Source organism: Micrococcus sp. Mcc28, from assembly GCF_024519775.1.
Lineage (GTDB): Bacteria > Actinomycetota > Actinomycetes > Actinomycetales > Micrococcaceae > Micrococcus > Micrococcus luteus.
Map to the genome: position 1 here is coordinate 183,066 of NZ_JALJRH010000002.1, position 16,131 is coordinate 199,196.

Annotated in this window: 9 protein-coding genes; 1 reads left to right on the forward strand and 8 read right to left on the reverse strand. The window is 66.7% G+C overall.

Going from position 1 to position 16,131, the window contains the following annotated elements; all coding sequences use genetic code 11:
- Nucleotides 1-51 precede the first annotated feature (51 nt).
- From NR073_RS01830 to NR073_RS01860, 7 genes are all read right to left on the reverse strand, one after another.
- Nucleotides 52-2,592 carry a DUF262 domain-containing protein gene (locus NR073_RS01830; RefSeq protein WP_216881111.1) on the reverse strand — a complete coding sequence of 847 codons (2,541 nt, stop codon included), beginning with the start codon at nucleotides 2,590-2,592 and terminating at the stop codon, nucleotides 52-54.
- Nucleotides 2,593-2,637: 45 nt separating this feature from the next.
- Complete coding sequence (locus tag NR073_RS01835) at nucleotides 2,638-4,695, reverse strand: DUF262 domain-containing protein (RefSeq protein ID WP_216881109.1); 2,058 nt, start codon at nucleotides 4,693-4,695, stop codon at nucleotides 2,638-2,640.
- On the reverse strand, nucleotides 4,685-6,115 hold the full coding sequence (locus NR073_RS01840) for a DUF262 domain-containing protein (RefSeq protein WP_256748560.1): 1,431 nt from the start codon (nucleotides 6,113-6,115) through the stop codon (nucleotides 4,685-4,687). The genes NR073_RS01835 and NR073_RS01840 overlap by 11 nt, the downstream gene beginning before the upstream one ends.
- A gap of 110 nt (nucleotides 6,116-6,225) precedes the next feature.
- A complete protein-coding gene (locus NR073_RS01845) occupies nucleotides 6,226-7,152 on the reverse strand; it encodes a GIY-YIG nuclease family protein (protein WP_216881105.1) in 927 nt (308 codons plus the stop codon).
- A gap of 1 nt (nucleotide 7,153) precedes the next feature.
- A complete protein-coding gene (locus NR073_RS01850) occupies nucleotides 7,154-10,420 on the reverse strand; it encodes a type I restriction endonuclease subunit R (RefSeq protein ID WP_216881103.1) in 3,267 nt (1,088 codons plus the stop codon).
- 6 nt (nucleotides 10,421-10,426) lie between these two features.
- The gene (locus NR073_RS01855) at nucleotides 10,427-11,626 is read right to left on the reverse strand and encodes a restriction endonuclease subunit S (protein ID WP_216881101.1); all 1,200 of its coding nucleotides are present in this window, start codon (nucleotides 11,624-11,626) and stop codon (nucleotides 10,427-10,429) included.
- A complete protein-coding gene (locus NR073_RS01860; protein ID WP_216881098.1) occupies nucleotides 11,623-13,623 on the reverse strand; it encodes a class I SAM-dependent DNA methyltransferase in 2,001 nt (666 codons plus the stop codon). Before NR073_RS01860 ends, NR073_RS01855 begins: the two co-directional genes overlap by 4 nt.
- Before the next feature lie 237 nt (nucleotides 13,624-13,860).
- On the opposite strand from NR073_RS01860, the gene NR073_RS01865 reads away from it, so the two are divergent.
- Nucleotides 13,861-14,763: a DUF3800 domain-containing protein gene (locus tag NR073_RS01865; RefSeq protein ID WP_044658521.1), complete on the forward strand. Its 903-nt coding sequence runs from the start codon at nucleotides 13,861-13,863 to the stop codon at nucleotides 14,761-14,763.
- Nucleotides 14,764-14,934: 171 nt separating this feature from the next.
- Here the strand turns inward: NR073_RS01865 and NR073_RS01870 are convergent, their stop codons facing one another.
- Complete coding sequence (locus tag NR073_RS01870; protein ID WP_230278086.1) at nucleotides 14,935-15,807, reverse strand: Ltp family lipoprotein; 873 nt, start codon at nucleotides 15,805-15,807, stop codon at nucleotides 14,935-14,937.
- Nucleotides 15,808-16,131 lie beyond the last annotated feature (324 nt).

Genomic DNA, 16,131 nt, shown 5'->3' on the forward strand with positions numbered 1-16,131 from the left:
GACGGGGTGAGGGGGTCAGCGCCTCGCCAGGGCCTGCCCCTGGCAGGGCTGTCAGGAAGTCCTGTCGTCCTCCTGGACGGTGCGCAGGAACCATTCCAGCGCGTCGAGGAACGCCTCCTGTGCCGCGGCCGGCTGAAGGGTCTGCGGCTTGATGCTCGGGCGCCGGCGGAGAGACTCGGGGCCGAATTCCACCCCGGGGATGAGATTCAGACGTCCCCGGAATTCGTCGAGAAGCGCCTCGTCCGTGAAGGGAGGCCAATTCGCCAGATGATAGAAGACGACCTCGACGCCGTACGTCGGGTACAGGATCACCGGCCAGATGGCGCGTGCTGACGTGCGCGGGACGACCAAGAAACAACCGCCGGCGGCATTGTCCGCGAATTCCGCCCGGCCACCGCGCTCGACCCAGCCTCGTTGGACCTCGATCAGTGCGCGGGCCGATTCGGGATCGTTGTGGTCGTGAAGTCGGTCGACCCAGCGGTCCCGCAGCGCAGGGTCGTTGCCCGGGGCGGCGAGCGACCGGGGATCGGTCAGGTCGACGTCGACGTCGATGAGCTCGGCGAGCTGCTCCGCCAGCAGCCGCTGGCCGCCGTCGGCACGTCCGTCCTCGGAGAAGCGCACGCCTTCGGCCGCGAGGACGTCGTGCGGATCGTCCGTGCGGTGGACGTCGGTCCACCGGAAGGACGGAGAGACGGTGCCTCCTGCTTGCAGCACACGATGAGCGTGAGGCAGGGCAGTCCGTGCGAGGTAGGTCCCCACGGGGACCGGATGGCTTCCGATCAGCCGTGCCAGTTCGCCGTAGGAGGTCCAGGACCCGGCGGGAATGGCCGCGACGGCATCCGTCAGCGTCTGCCAGGCCGTGTGAGCGACCCCGGAGGCGGCCTCTGCTGAGGGTCCCGGCCAGATACCGACGATCCGGTCCGCCAGCCGCTCGGCGCGAGCACGGATCTGCGCGGGACCCCATACCGGCTCAGCGGAGATCTCCTGGTTCATGCGGATGCCGCTCTTGGCCAGCTCCGCACGCTTGACCGCGAAGGGCCCGTTGCTCAGCTCGCTGTTGTACCCGGTGAGGGTGAGGTTGCCCAAGGTGTGGAGGAGTTCGGTGTGCACCTCTCGAAGGTCCTGGTGCGCCTCGAGCTGGGCGGCCAGAGTGCGCTCCCACTCCTCCGTGAGCGTCTGCGGCATGACGTGCTCGATGGTCGCGCTGTCGAGGTCCACCGGCTCCTTGCTGCCGTAGGACTCCTCGATCCACCGGAGGATCAGCTTTCGGTGGGCCGCTCGGCCCGTCGTGTAGAAGGGTGCCGTCATCACGGCCTGGCGGACCTGGTCGTCGGAGGCGAAGTGCTTCCGCCCGCTGGAGAGGAAGCGGTGCAGGGCATCCGCCGGGTCGTCCTGACCCTGGATGTCCGCCGTCGCCGCGAGCAGAGTGCTGTTGAGACCGTCGGAATAGCGGCCAAAGACGAGGCGTCGGACCAGGTACGACTCGAGGTAGAGGAGCGCACGGGCCAGTTCGTCCGAGTCGATGTCCCCCAACGACCGGCGCTCCATCAGGTGCAGTGTGATCGGGAACGTCGTCGTCGTGCGCCAGGCGCGCAGGCGTGCCAAGCGGAAGCGCACTGCGTCGTCCCGCTCCTTCTCCGGACGGAGCATCACGTCGTAGAGACGCCCCAACGCCAGGAACCGCTCGACTTCCGCCCTGACCTGCGACTCGTCCTGCAGGTCACGCATGCGACGCTGCTGCCCCGCGTAGATCTCCGTCTGGCGGACCTTGGGATCCTGTTGCACCAGGTCAAGCCAGAACAGGGTCTCCAGTTCCTCATTGGAGAGCAGGTTCTGCAACGGGAGCCACAGGGTGGTGTAGACCTCATCCGCCCGTGTGGGCAGCTGCATGAACAGGTAGTTCCTGAGCAGGTCGCCCTGGGTGAGCTTGAGGCCGGTGTTGTTCAGCGACTCGAAGATGCGGTGGGCGTTGTCGTTCTCCCCGGTGGTCACGGACACGATCGACAGGCCGGCGACGACGGCGGACTCGACCTCCGCCAAGGTCAGCGGCTCCTCTTCACCGCCAGCAGACGGTTGACTCAACCCGAGCAGCTTCGTCAGGAAGAACTGGTGGGCTTCGCTGATCCTGGATCCTTCGGCAGCGTCCGGGGCGTGCTCGATCCGTCCGCGGTAGGCGCCACGGTCGGCCTGGGTGGGCAGAACCTTGTAGCGGAGATCGCCGTCCTCCCACTTGTTGACCAGGTACTTCTCGTTGACCCGATCGGCGTGCATGGGGCCTTCGTGCTCAGCCCGGTGGTCGCGGACAGCGGCGAGGAGGAGCGTCAGCGTCGTCAACCGCTGCTGCCCGTCCACCACGAGCCACCGCTGGACGCCACCGGGCCCGTTGTCCCGGAAGCCGGCGAGAACGAGCGAACCGAGGAAGTGGGTCGCCGAAGGGTTGTCCCGCCGATGGTCGGCGACGTCCACGACGTCCTCCCACAGTCGCTGCCACTGCGGGCGGCCCCAGGAGTACGTCCGCTGATAGAGCGGGACCGTGTACTGGTAAGAGCCCCCGAGGAGTTCCTGAAGGGTGACTTCACGCGCGGTGACCATGGAACGAGCCTAACGGGGGCCCTGAGGCCAGATCGTCCCGAGGTGTCAGGGCCGCTTGCCCTGCCACTCCTGGATCACCCGCCGCATGCTGTTCCCGTGTTCCTTGATCTGAGGGACGTCCCAGTCGCCCTCGACGTCAAGGATGCCGGCCATGAGCTGGAACTTGAGGCTCTGCTCGTCCGAAGAGTACTGCTTCACCTTGGAGACTGGCATCAGGTTGTTCCGCTGGGAGTTCTCGCGTCGGCCCATGATGCACAGGTTCCCGAAACGGTTCACCTCCGTTGATGTCAGGACCTTCTGTCCTTCGCCAGGAACCACGGGATAGAAGTGCTCCACCGAAGTCCGGTACCGGAAGCGGAATGAGCCTGCACGTTGGGACAGGACACTCCGTTCAACGTCGCCGAGTGCAGCCCAGAGCGGCCCCGCTTCGGCGGCCGGATTACGTCCGAGATCCCAGAGGATGTAATCCAGCACGTTGAACACGAAATTCGGGACCTTGACCCCAAGGTCCAACCCCTCGTCCGCGTCGTAGGCGCGAAGCCGCTCGCGGGCCAGGTCCTCCAGCATGCGCTGGAAGGCCTCGCCGTCCACGCAGTCCACCGGCTGCGCATCCAGCCATCGCAGGATGCGGTACAGGAAGTACTTGGACGTGCGGCGCGTGTCGGTGACCTGGAACATGGCCTGAAGGTTCCGGACGGCGTCCTGGACCTGCGGATCCTGGAAGGTGTTCTTCACACCCAGCCGTCGGCGCGGAGAGCGCTCGCCGGCCTCCGTCTCGAGCTTCTGAGCTCGGCTGAGCACCCAGTTCTCCTCGTCCGCCTGGGTTCCCGTCGTCGCCAGAGTCCTGATCACATAGGTGTCCAGCAGAAGGCGCATGCGGAGCAGCGTCACGAGGAAGCGCTGAGACCAAGCCGCGTCGACATGGCCGTGCTGGGCGAACTGCTCCAGCAGGGAGCCGTCCTCGAGCCGCACGGCCCCCGTCGAGTCCTGGCCCCACCGCGGCAGGCCGGGCTCGGCCCCCTCACCCTTCTCCTGCATCACGCGCAGCACATGCAGCAGCAAGTTCGGGAAGTCGACGATAGTCCCGTAGGCGCCGGTATCGGCGTCGTCCTGACGCTGGTCGGACGAGGGCCCGGACTCCACGGCGGTCTGCCCGGCGGCCCGCAGAGCCCCAATGATGGTGCGGGCGCCCGACACCGTCGCGGTCAGGCTCGGCGCGAGAGCTGCCCGCAGCGACGCGAAATCCCGTGTGAGGAGGGACGACCAGGACGCTCCGAAGACGGCGTCTCTTGCCGCCTCACCCCCATCCTTCGGCCGCTCGGGTGAGAACTGGAGCTGGACGTGGCGGTCCAGAACGGCGCAAGCGTCCCAGACGTGCGCGAACACCTTCCGGTCCGTGGCGTCCTGGAGAGGCCGCATCAATGTGGCCTTGAGGATCTCGTGCTTGGCGAGCTGCTCACCGCGGGTGTTCATCACCTCGAAATAGTGGTTGAGGTCCGTGCCCTTCGGAAGCTCGGTGCGCAGCAACCGGACATGCTTCCAGAGGTACGCGAGGTCGTCGCCGTCGAACATCACCTCCTGATCGTCTGCCGGGGTTTGCCGGTCCATGGCCCGCCGGCAGGCCGCAGCGATCGTCTCGACGGCCACCCCGATGGCGTCCACCTGGAACGACGTCCCGGCGGGGGCGCCCCGACGGCGGAGGGTCGCGAGGTCCTCCCCGGCCTCGGGGCGCCCTTCGTAATCCAGGACGGCCAACGCCCGGGGGTCGAGGACACCGGCACGGATGACACGCTCCGCGACGGCCGCCAGCACCGTCAGCGTGGTCAGGCGCTGCTGCCCGTCGACCACCTCGTCGATCGGCACGCCCTCAGGAGTCGTGGCTCGGTTCACCACCAGCGAGCCGAGGTAGTAGTCGGACAAGGCTCCCTGCGTATCCGGCTTTTCCGAGCGGAGGCGAGCGCGGCGCACGTCCGCGAGCAGTGTCGAGATCTCGACCTGCGTCCAGGCGTAGGCCCGCTGGTAGACCGGCACCCGGTAGTGCCGGGCGGCGGTGAAGACCTCCTCGATCGTCAGCGCCTCCGGCACGTGCTTCTCAGTCTGCATCGTGGGCTTCCTCCGTGTCCCAGGGCGTGTCCGAGTAGAGACGCTCCACCGGGGAGGCCTCGTCCACGTACGGCCCGGGGAGGGCCGCCACGCGCCCGGTGACGGCGGCGGGGTCCAGGCTGCTCCTCATCAGACGGAACAGGTTCACCCGGTCCTCCAGGTCCGGCGCCCCGTGCTGGCCCAGCGCGTGAAGTTCCACGGAACGCGGGTAGACCCGCGTCAACCGCGTTCTCAATGCGAAGGCATGCCGTGCGAGCACGAGAGCGGCGCGCTCGATGTCGTGGTCGCCGAACCGGTCCGCGTAGGCCAGCAGCAGCGCTCCGTAGAGCTCCTGTGTGTAGCGGTAGCCAGCGCCGGTACCGGTGGCCCGGACGAGCCGGGTGATCGTCTGGAATCGCCTGTTCTCCCTCCCACGACGGGCGTCGTCCCCGGCGGTCTGCTCCGCGTCCGTCGCGGAGACGCCGAGGGCCCTCGCGAGCCGGGTGTAGTGGCGCACCAGGCGGAAGAACATCTCGCCGTCGATGACGGGCTGGGTCAGCTGGAACGGGAATTCCAGCGGAGGAAGGGCACCGTGCGCGATCAGCGCGGCGTTTCGCCCGTTGTAGTCGTCCACGTGGGCCTTGGCCATGAGAAGCCCGTGCGCCCAGGGCAGTCGGCCGAGGCCCGTCGGCCCCGCGGAGATCCCCTTGAACGCTCCGATCCGGGACGCGGTGAAGCCGTCGCGCGGCAGGGACTCACCGGCGCTCCAGCGGAGGATCGGATAGAGCAGACGCGAGAACAGATGGTGGATCTCGACCGGCGGGGTAGCTTCCCACTCCCGCACGGCCGCGAGGATCGCCGCCCGGTCCGATGTGGCCTCACCATAGGCGCGGAGGTGGTATGCCTTCAGCAGGTCGGTGGGCAGGAGCGCCCGGCCGCGGGTGTTCTGCGAGTCGAACATCTGGAAGGCCGCGTCGAGGTCGCTGACGATCAGGCGCACCAGCGTGCAACGATCCAGGAAGTAGTCCGCGAAGTCCTCGACCTCGGTGCTGTCCCAGGACCGGAATGTCTGCAGGAGGAGGCGATGGTTCTCGACGATGTGGCGCTCCGACACGTCCCGGCGGCCCGGCGGCAGCTCGATGGCCGCCGCACGGTCCAGGGCCGCACGCTGGTGCTCGGCGCGCTCGGCGGTGTCGCCCAGGACCTCCTGCAGTGCGAGCGCGATCAGTGCGAAGGTCATGTACCGCTGCTGGCCGTCGACGATGTCCAGCCGCCCGCCCTCTGCATGGACGATCATCGTCCCAATCCGGTAGGACGCCGCGCTGCGGAATCGACGGATGTCGTCGATCAGCTGCACAGCGTTCTTCGTGGACCACGTATAGGGCCGCTGGTACTCGGGGATACGGAGACTGGGGTCGCGCAGGGCGTCCGCGACGGTCATGACGTTCGCGGTCAACGACCCGGAGCGCTCCGTCCCCGGTCCTTGGGCGTCGCTCTGGGCACCCCGCGGATGGTCGACGGCGGCATCCAAGGCGGTCGGCCGCGTCCTCATCAGGCGTCGTCTTCCATGGGCTCCGGCGCGGCCGAGGCGGCCTCGACCTCGCCGAGGGTGCGCCCATCCGGCGCCCGCCATGAGGACGGCCCGCTCACGCTCCCGCCGGCCACGAATCCGGCCGCGGCCGAGGAGCTGGTGAAGGAGACGTCCTCGGTCAGCACCCCATCAGCGCCGATGTGGCCGGCAAAGCGCTCCCGGCCCGCCCGGACACCGGGGGGTGCGCTGGGCCGCAGCCCCTCCATGAGGCCACTGCCCCGCAGGACGACGAACCCGTCCGGCGTCGGGTGTCCCTGGGCTCTGACGCCGTTGACCGTCATGGTGAACAGGGTGCGCTTCGGCTCCGCTTCGGGCGCCTGGGTGGCCCGGCCAGCCGCGGCCGCGGCATGTGAGCCGTCAGCGCTCTCGAAGACGCGATGCCCCAGGGCGCTGATCAGGATCTTGGCCTTGTCGGCGTACTCCTCCAGCTCCGCCTTCTTCTCCTCAGTGACGTTTCCCTGGGAGGGCGCCACCGCGTTGTCCACGGTGAAGCGACCGGCCGTGGATGCAGCCTGGTGGAAGTAGTGCTCCAGGTAGGTCACCTCCGTGGGGCCGAAGGTGTCCCCGAGGGTGGAGAGGAGAATGGCTCGGTTCCAGAAGTCGTGCGCCTCCCTCCGGACGTGCTCCCGGATCCTGCCTACCATGCCGTTGCCGTTGGCCCGCCCGACAGCCTGCCCGACGTAGACGACGTCGTCGCCGGAATCGGCGTCCTGCCCCAGCAGCAGGTACACACCGGTGCCTTCGAACGCCTCGGGGTGCCCGTCCGCGTTGAGACTGGTGCGTGGCACCACGTAGACGAGGCCCGTCCAGTTGTCGAGGGTGCACTTCAGCCGACCGGTGGGTGCACCGTCCATCAGGAAGACCTGCAGTGTCTTGGGATGTGCCATCTCAGTTCCCCTTCCGGACGCGCGACGGCGTCGCACTCGCCCTCTCATCGACGGAAGTGCCCTGCGAAGGGGCCGTTTCGTCAACGAAAACGGCGGACCGTCCATGGGCAACGTCCACCGGCCCGGCCCCCTCGCTCCGCACCTTCCAGTACAAGTACTCCCCGATGGCAGCGACGATCATCTTGGACGGGTCCCCGCCCCTGCCCACGATGTCCGTCATCTTCGCGAAGGCGTCCTCGTTCGCGTACACGGCGCCCATCGCCGACCGTTCCAGGTTCGGACTTGCGAGGAACTGCTCCAACGAGTTCGCTCCGGCCTGGCCCAGCAGCTTCTCGTCCTCCATGAGCGGCGCGACGAGGGCGCTCACCCACGCCTCCTGCTGGGACGGGGAGGCATCCACGCCTTCACCGGCGAAGATCTCGTTGATCTTCTCGATCACTTCCTCCAACGGCCCGCGCTGCTTCTCACGCACCTGCCCGCCTCCCACAGCGGTGGTCCCCTTCAGCGCGGCCCCACCGGTCAGCCCGATGTCCCCCGAGGACGTCTTCTTCTGCCGGATGCTCACCAGCTGCACATCGCTCAGGTCGATCAGCTCCTCACCGCCGGGCTGATCGCCCACGAGCTGCACCAGGTGCCGCAGGAACAGCGCCCGCTTGTAGTGCTCGGTGTCCCCGAACTCGTAGATCTGGGAGAGGAAGTCGTAGAGGCTGACGAAGGACCGCATGTCCTTGCGCACCAGCACGAGCTCGTTCACGCGCGTCTCGTCCTGGTTCATCCGCGCATGCGCCAGCTCCTTGCGGAACCGGTATGCCACGGGCTCCAGCGCGGCCTGCAGGCCCTCCTGCCCGCTCCCCGGCTTCCACGCCACCCACACGTCGGCGAACGCGTCGACCTCGTCCCAGTCGTACACGCCCGCGGCGTCGAGCTTCGTCCCCAGGTCATGGATCAGGTTCGGGTCCGTCACCGTCTCCAGCTTCGCGCCCGCGTAGTACGGCTCGAAGGCAGCCTGGATGTCGTCTTCGGAGTTCACGAAGTCCAGCACGTAGGTGGTGTCCTTGCCCGGCGCCGCGCGGTTCAGCCGCGACAGCGTCTGCACGGCCAGCACGCCGGAGAGCTTCTTGTCCACGTACAGGGCACAGAGCTTCGGCTGGTCGAAGCCGGTCTGGTACTTGTTGGCCACGATCATCACCTGGTAGCCGTCCCCGTCGAACGCCTTCGCCAGGTCGCCGGTCACGGACGGGTTCATGGACCGTTCGGTGACCTTCTCGAGCCCGAAGTCGTCGTCGGTGATCTCGCCGGAGAAGGCCACCAGGGTGCCCACGTCCGTGTACCCCATGTCTTGGATGTACTGGTCCATCTGGCGCTTGTACCGGACGGCGGCGGCGCGGGAGTCGGTGACCACCATGGCCTTGGCCTGCCCGTCGAGCAGTCCGGCCACGTTGGCGCGGAAGTGCTCCACGATGATCTTGACCTTCTGCGCGATGTTCGTCGGGTGCAGCTTGACCCACCGCATGAGCTTCTTGCTCGCCTCGGTCTGGTCCACTTCGGTGGTCGGATTCCCGACGGCGGCCCGGTCGCCTTCGGGACGGAACTCGCCCTTCTGTCCGGCCAGGGCCAGCTTGAAGGCGGTGTCGTAATTGGTGAAGTTCTTCAGCACGTCGAGGATGAACTCCTCCTCGATGGCCTGCTGCATGGTGTACCGGTGGAAGGAGGCCGGGATCTCCCGGCCCTTCTCGTCGTACTCGCCGGAGGGGCGGCCGAACATCTGCAGGGTCTTGTCCTTCGGAGTGGCGGTGAAGGCGAAGAAGCTGATGTTCTCCGGGCGTCCGGTGGCGGCGACCTCGGCGGCGAGGATGGACTCGGTGTCCGCCTCTCCCCCGTCTTCGAGGTCGGCCTGCTCGTCTGGGGTGAGCACGCGCTTGAGCTTGGCTGCGGCGGAGCCGGTCTGGGAGGAGTGCGCCTCGTCCGCGATCACTGCGTAGGTGCGGCCGGCGAGCGTCGAGTCACCTTTGAGGAGCTCAAGCACGGCGGGGAAGGTCTGCAGCGTCACCACGATGATCCGATTGCCTTGCAGCAGGGTCTGCTTCACCAGGGCGGACTTGCTGGTGGCCTCGCCGCCGAGGTTCTTGCGGTCTACGGCCACCACGGTGCCGGAGGTCTGCCCGATCTGCCGGACGGCCTCCTGAAGCTGGTCATCGAGCACGGTGCGGTCGGTGACCACGATGACCGAGTCGAACACCCGCTGCTCGTCCGCCCCGTAGGTGGAGAGCAGGCGGTGGGCGGTCCAGGCGATGGTGTTGGTCTTGCCGGAGCCCGCGGAGTGCTCGATCAGGTAGGACTTGCCGGCGCCCTCCTCACGGACGGCGGTGAGCATCGTGGTGACGGCCTCCCACTGGTGGAAGCGTGGGAAGATCAGCGTGGACTTCCGGCGCGAGCGGCCGTACTCGTCCTCCACGGTCTCCTTCTTGAGGAAGGCGAACTTCTGGAGGATCTCGAGCCAGGTGTCCCGCTGGAGGATCCGTTCCCACAGGTAGGCGGTGGAGGACCCGCCGTTCGGGTTGAGCGGGTTGCCGGCGTGGCCGTCGTCGCCTTGGTTGAACGGCAGGAAGAAGGTGTCCTTCCCGGCCAGCTTGGTGGTCATCCAGACCTCGCGGTTGGAGACGGCGAAGTGGACCACGGCGCGGGTGCCGAACCCGAACAGCGGCGTGGCCTTCGGGTTGCGATCGCGGTACTGCTTCTTCGCGTGACCGATGGACTGGGTGGAGTCGGTCTTCAGCTCGATCGTGGCCACGGGCAGGCCGTTGACGAACAGCACCAGGTCCACGGACTGGTTGGTGGCCGGGTTGAAGTGCACCTGGCGCATCACGCGCAGCCGCATGCGTTCGTAGGAGGCGACGGCGGCCGGGTTCAGGTTCGTGGCCGGCCGCGGCTCGGCCATGCGCAGGGTGGCGGAGGTGCCGACCTTGAAGCCCTTGCGGAGCACGTTGAGGGTGCCGCCGACGCCGGTGTCCTGCGGCTTGTTCAGCACGTCGATCAGGCGGGTGGTGATCTGGTCCCGCTGTGCCTGCTGCGCAGAGGCCGGGGCATCGTCCTTCACGATGCGCCCGTAGTCCTCCGGCTGGTTCTCGGCCAGCCAGGCGTGGACGTCCTCGGGGAAGATCGCGTTCTTGCGGTCGTAGCCGTCATCGTTGGCCGAGTAGAGCCAGCCGTGCTGCTCGAGGTACTCGCAGATGTAGGTCTCGAGCTCGCTCTCGTTGTGGATGGCCATGTGCGGTCAGTCCTCCGTGGGGATCTCGATCTGGCCGGTGACGGCGGCGGTGATCAGCGCGGCGCGGCGCTCCTGGGCGAGCTCGATGAACCGCTCCGCCCTCGCGATGAGGGCGTCGATCTTCGCTGTCTCGCGGTCGAGGTGGCCGGCGATCTCGCGCTGCTCAACCAAACTAGGCAGCGGAACCTCCATCCGGCCAAGGGTCGAGCCATTGAGGTTCATGAGACCCGTAGATGTGGTCGCGACCAGATTAATCCAGCTACGGGCTTGATCTGTCCGCATGAACCACCACAGGAACTTCGGAGTCATCGTGGACTTCAGACGCAGCCTCTGCATGAAATTCCCGAACCCGTAGCCGCCCTCGGCAACTTCATTGTCCACCAGGGTCGTCTTCCCAACATGCTTGAACGACCCGCTCGTCTTCGTCACGATAAGGTCCCCCGCCCGAAGCCGGGTATTCTGCCGCTCGGTCTGGGACAAGGTTCGCAATGCAGGATCGCTAATGGCCCAGTACCCATCCACCGTCTGCTCCGTCGAACGGAGTACTGCCACGTCGTCCGCACCTGTCGGATCTTCACCCCACGCGCCCGAGTCATTGAGAACCAGGTGCCGTCGAAGAATGACTATCTCCGAGGTGGAGACGAATGCTCGGTCGATGACTGCCTGACGCCGTTCGCGCAACCGGTTCATTAGCTCGACCTGCTTCGCGATGAGGGCGTCGATCGTGGCGGTCTCGCGGTCGAGGTAGTCCGCGATACGCCGCTGCTCACCTCGATCGACGACCGGCACAACCAGAGATTCAACCCATTCAGTAGTGACCCGGCGCAGGTTGCCAACACCCCGCAGCGACTCGTGTCCCTCGGTGAGCACTGGAATCGAACGCAGAAAGTACGCCAGGTATCGAGGCTCCGCAGTCAGAGCGCGCACGGCGTGAACCTCTGTTGAGGCCAACCCCACCTCAGTCGGCAAGTCATCGGAGACGAATACGCGTCCAGCCTCGAATGTCGGGGTGATCTTCGGCATGAGGATGTCCCCACGGCGAAACTGCGTGTATCCGGTCGTTTCTGCAGGTTTGGTCTCCGCGTAGCGGCGATGTCCGTTCGGCCACACAGCTTCCAGCGGAAGGAAGGTCACGTCGCCGTTGATCGTGGCGAACTCAGGCGTCACCGGGTTCACCTGTGCTAGGCGCCGCAGCTGCACGCTCACCGCTCCACCTCCTGCAGGAGTTCGATGATCTCGGCCGTGAGCTGCTTGAGCTCGGCGTCGATCTCCTCGAGGGGGCGCGGCGGCACGTACTTATAGAACAGTCGGGTGAAGGGGATCTCGTAGCCGATCTTCGTCTTGGACTCATCGATCCAGGCGCCGGGCACGTGCGGGGCCACCTCGGCTTCGAAGTACTCGTGAATGCCCCGGCCGAAGGGCACGAGTTCGGTGTCACGCAGCGAGGTGTCCGGCTCCGGCTCGCCCTTCTTGTTCGTCACCACCTCCGCTGCCGAGTCGTGCACGCCGATCGCCCCGGTCAGGGCCTTCACCAGCGGGGCACCGGCAGTCACGCCGTGCTCCTTCAACGCCTTCTTCAGGTCCAGCACGAAGGTGGGCTGGTGGTCCCAGACCCGGCCACGCAGGGAGGCGAGGGCGGTCTCGAGAGCCGACCGGCCGTCGTCGGGAAGCTTGTCCACCGGCTTGGTGGCGAGCGCCGCCGCGATGGTGGCGTCCTCCACCTCGAAGCGCAGCTGCAGCGGGCGCTCCACGGTGATCTCCCGGTAGCCGAAGTCCTGCGCGGTGAGGACCTTGGAGAACTCGGCGTTGCCCTCGGACTGGGCGTCGAAGTCCCGGTAGATGTCCAGCACGCGCTGGCGGTCCGCCTTGGACAGCTCCTTGTTCTTCGAGCCCACGTTGCGGCGCAGCTTGGTGAAGAACGTGCGGGCATCGATCAACTGGACCCTGCCGCGGCGCTCTGCCGACTTGTTGTTGTCCAGCACCCACACATAGGTGGCGATGCCGGTGTTGTAGAACATGTCCGTGGGCAGCGCGACGATCGCGTCCACCAGGTCCGACTCCAACAGCCAGCGGCGGATCTCGGACGGGCCCGAGCCCGCCCCACCCGTGAACAGCGGGGAGCCGTTGAGGACGATGCCGGCCCGTCCCCCGCCCTCCGAGACCGGGCGGAGCTTCGAGGCGACGAGCTGGAGGAACAGCATCTGCCCGTCGCTGATGGCGGGGGTGCCGCCCGGGAAGCGGTTCGTGGCGCCGCCGACGGCGATCTCCTTCTCCACCGCGGTGCGGGAGGCCTTCCAGTCGCCGCCGTAGGGCGGGTTGGAGAGGACGTAGTCGAAGCGCTCGGTCAGGTGGGCGTCGTTCTTGAGGGTGTCCCCGCGGGCGATGCCGTCCGCGTCCTGGCCCTTGCCCAGCAGCTCGGACTTGCAGATCGCATAGGACTGATCGTTGAGCTCCTGCCCGAACAGGCGGACCTCCGCGTTCGGGTTCATACGGCGCAGGCGCTCGTCCAGCAGGGACAGCATGCCGCCGGTGCCGGCCGTGGGGTCATAGACGGTGCGGACCGGGTAGCCGGTGAGGACGTCGTCGTCGTTGGCGGTGAGCAGGTCCACGAGGAGCTTCACCGCGTCGCGCGGGGTGAAGTGCTCACCGGCGGTCTCGTTGGAGGCGGCGGCGAAGCGGCGGATCAGGTCCTCGAAGAGGGTGCCCATCTCCGCGTTGGAGACGGTGTCCGGGGAGAGGTCGATGGAGGCGAACTGCTGCAGGACCAGGAAGAGGCGGTCATGCTCGTCCAGCTTGGCGACCGTCTTGTCGAACTCGTAATAGGTGAACAGGTCCGCCACGTTCTGGGAGAACCCGTCCACGTAGGCCAGCAGGTTCGTGCGGAGCAGGTCTGGCTCCTGCAGGATGCGGTCCAGGGTGAAGGGGCTGAGGTTGTAGAACGTCAGGCCCGTGCGGGACTCAACCAGGTTGGCGAGGACGAAGTCCGGATGCCCCTTGGCCGCCAGCTCCGCGAAGAACTCCCGGTGCGGGGCCATGACCGCCTCCATGCGGCGCAGGATGGTGAGTGGAAGGACGAGCGTGCCGTACTGATTCGGCTTGAACACGCCCCGGAGCTGATCCGCGATCCCCCACACGAAGTTCGAGAGGTTCCGGGGAGAGCGGTGGGGCGCCGAGGCAGCGCCGCGCGTGGCGGGGGTGGTCATGGGGTCCTTCGAATGGTGGGGGCGGGCCGCTGGACGGGACCCATTCCGACCCCGCAGCGACCCGACAGGGCGACGGATCATACACAACCACACTTGCCTATACTCTGCGCGCGCGAGTACGCTCGCGTGTGGTAGCTAGGGCTGAGACAGTGCCCCGAGCACCAATTCGAGAGGCCCGCGCTTGCGTGGGCCTCTGCGCTTGTCTGCAGTGTCCGCTGTGCCCTGCACAATGGTCAGATGCTGCTGGCGTACATCGACGAGATCGGCGAGCCGGGCGCCTACGTCGGCCCGGACCATCCTCGCTTCCGGACAAGCCCAGCCTTCGGTTATGCCGGATTCGTCATGCCGGAGTCTGCCGCACGAGGCTTTGGAGCGAAGTTCACCGCACTGAAGCGTCAGCTGTTCGCCTCGGAGATCGACCGAGCGAAACACCCCGGACGGTGGGAGTTCAAGGGGGCCAATCTGTTCCGGCCGGATACCCCCGCGCGCTTTCCGCAGCAGCTCCGCGTGTTCGATGCGCTCGTGCGGTCCGTCGTCGTCGACCACGGCGGCAAGCTGTTCTACTACGCCGACGAGAAGCAGCGTGGGACGCCCAAGCAGATCGGCCTCGACGTCGAGAAACGCGAAGCCGACGCCATGCGAGAGACTCTGAACCGTCTGGCCCGCCATGCCCACCATCACGGACATAACCTCATGGTGATCATCGATCAAATCAATGAGAAGACGCGAGTCGAACGCGTTGCATCGATGTATGCCCACATCTTCAGCCGAGCCGGCGACTTTCCGGAGATGCGGTGCATCGTGGAACCGCCCATGCACGTGGACAGTTCGCTGAGCTCCAACGTGCAGTTCGCCGACTGGGTCGCCGCCGCCGTCACACGCGCTGTCGATCACCAGCTCAACGACTCGTCCAAGTACGCCTGGGTCACCGACCCCCAGCGGCTGGCATCCATGAGGGGCAGCTTCACCTACGAATCCAAACTGCACCTGTGGAACCGCGGCGTGCAGGACATCAACCACTCTGAGCTGTTCCACCGCGAACGGCGACTTGCCCCGACCCCGCATGGACAGCTTCTGGGGGCCTCGGTGGACCCCGCGGCGGCGGAGAAGATGGCGAAGATCTGGCGCTCGGGACGCTAAGACCTGGCGCCGCTGCTAGAGATCACCCCGGCCCTGCGTCAGGCGGCACACAGCCCCGCATATTCTGGTCCTCCGCGGGCTGCAGAGGACCAGAATATGCGGGCGGCGGGTGGACCACCTGGCGACACCGTTGCCGACGCGTTCATTCAACGCGCCGGGCATGGCCGGGCGTCACTGGGACAGGTTGTCGATCGCGTACTGCGCCTGGTCGGGCGTGAACTCCTCGCCGTACTCCGAGACCAGTTGGTCGTAGATCGCAGACGGCGACATGTCCATCATTTCCTGATAGCTCTTCGCTTTGGCCAGCGCATTGGCATTCCAGTCCACGTCCGTCATGTTGTCGATCGCGTACTGCGCCGCTTCTGGTGAGAACTGCTCACCGTACTCGGAAACCAGCTGGCCATAGATGCCCATCTTGGACATGTCCATGTTCTCTTCGTAGCTGTACGCCTTGCGAAGCGCCGACTGGTACTCCATCGGCACATCCCCGGCCTCATGCTCGGCTGCCGCTTCCGTCTCCTCCGAGAGCGTCGGCGTGGGCTCAGGGGTCGGCGTGGGCTCCGATGCAGGAGCAGACCCCGCAGTAGGGGTCGAGGTCGACGATGCAGCCGGCGTGGAGGATGCGCCCCCGGACGCGCCGTCCACCTCCAGCGCCGCATACTCCGGGATGCGGTTAATGATGGGCGTCATGTTCTCAACGAACCTGTTGAGTTCCTCACCGGGCTGGTAGCAGTCGGTGGCTGCACCGGTCACAGACTGAACGATGTCCTGCATTGGCATCGTGTACCTGCCACCGCCCGACTTCACAATGCGCTGGATCTCCTCAGGCTCGGCCATCAGACGGTCCAAGGTGTCGTGATACTTGGGATGGGCGACCGCGCGCAGCTGATCGCCCTGCTCCACCAACCCCGCCACGCGACGATCCCTATCGCTCATGACGAGGTCTTCCATGTAGAAGTCCACGCTGAAGTCCAGGACGTCTAACGCAAGACCACCGCGGTTGCCTGCCAGCTGTTCGCACGTCTCGGTGGCCGTCAGCTGCATGGGGCTCTCCGAGGCGGCGGGCGTCGGCGACACCGCCGAAGAAGACGAGGACAATGAGGATTGGGAGCTAGACGGCCCCGGTCCCTCCTGACCGGAACAGCCGGTGGCCACGAGCAGGAGGGGCAGGAAGAGGAGGAGTCGCTGAGCGCGCATAAGAAAACTCTCCGTGACTGATGTGCGAGCCTCGAACCAAGCGCTCTTGCGGCTGAAATGGGTGCCAGTGAGAGTGAGCCGCCCCCTTCATTCGGTCCGGACGTTCTGTGAGTCGTCGGTTTCCATTTGATGGGTGCACTGCCGAGCGTACTCGGCTGGGGTTAGGTAGCC

Coding starts and splice junctions, on each gene's coding strand:
- NR073_RS01860 (WP_216881098.1), bottom strand. CDS start 13,623: ATGACCACCCCCGCCACGCGCGGCGCTGCCTCGGCGCCCCACCGCTCT.
- NR073_RS01840 (WP_256748560.1), bottom strand. CDS start 6,115: ATGACCGTCGCGGACGCCCTGCGCGACCCCAGTCTCCGTATCCCCGAG.
- NR073_RS01870 (WP_230278086.1), bottom strand. CDS start 15,807: ATGCAGCTGACGGCCACCGAGACGTGCGAACAGCTGGCAGGCAACCGC.
- NR073_RS01845 (WP_216881105.1), bottom strand. CDS start 7,152: ATGGCACATCCCAAGACACTGCAGGTCTTCCTGATGGACGGTGCACCC.
- NR073_RS01850 (WP_216881103.1), bottom strand. CDS start 10,420: ATGGCCATCCACAACGAGAGCGAGCTCGAGACCTACATCTGCGAGTAC.
- NR073_RS01835 (WP_216881109.1), bottom strand. CDS start 4,695: ATGCAGACTGAGAAGCACGTGCCGGAGGCGCTGACGATCGAGGAGGTC.
- NR073_RS01830 (WP_216881111.1), bottom strand. CDS start 2,592: ATGGTCACCGCGCGTGAAGTCACCCTTCAGGAACTCCTCGGGGGCTCT.
- NR073_RS01865 (WP_044658521.1), top strand. CDS start 13,861: ATGCTGCTGGCGTACATCGACGAGATCGGCGAGCCGGGCGCCTACGTC.